Annotated in this window: 1 pseudogene; it reads right to left on the reverse strand. The window is 39.1% G+C overall.

Annotation, left to right across the window (positions count from 1 at the left end):
• A pseudogene (locus tag CJF42_RS25850) lies at positions 1 to 347 on the reverse strand (hypothetical protein); the annotation flags it as partial.
• Between the last annotated feature and the right edge of the window lie 21 nt (positions 348 to 368).

A 368-nucleotide genomic window follows, 5' to 3' on the forward strand; every position in this document is an offset into this window, starting at 1 on the left:
GCGCGGTATTCTTGTTGATGTTCTTTACTAAGCTTTTGTAAGCAACCCGTTTGTATAAACGAAAAATTAGGGGCTTGATTGGTTTTACAAAATTGACCTTCTTCTAAGGCACGTACATAGTGATTTATATCTCTTTTACCATTCATATCATCGTACGCAATATCTAAGCGGGTGATTTTTACGTTAGGCATTTTTTTAAGCATGTTATGAAGTTTGGGAATGTCTAACCCAGCACAACCAGAACCAGAGAAAGAAACCATACAGCCACCATTATTAGCACCCCAAGCAACCATGCCTGAGTTAATACCATGACGGTATAATGTGGCCGACTTTTCATACGTAAACATGCCGCCCATACTTTCCCTAAA

It is taken from the genome of Pseudoalteromonas sp. NBT06-2, assembly GCF_002276045.1.
Taxonomy (GTDB): Bacteria; Pseudomonadota; Gammaproteobacteria; order Enterobacterales; family Alteromonadaceae; genus Pseudoalteromonas.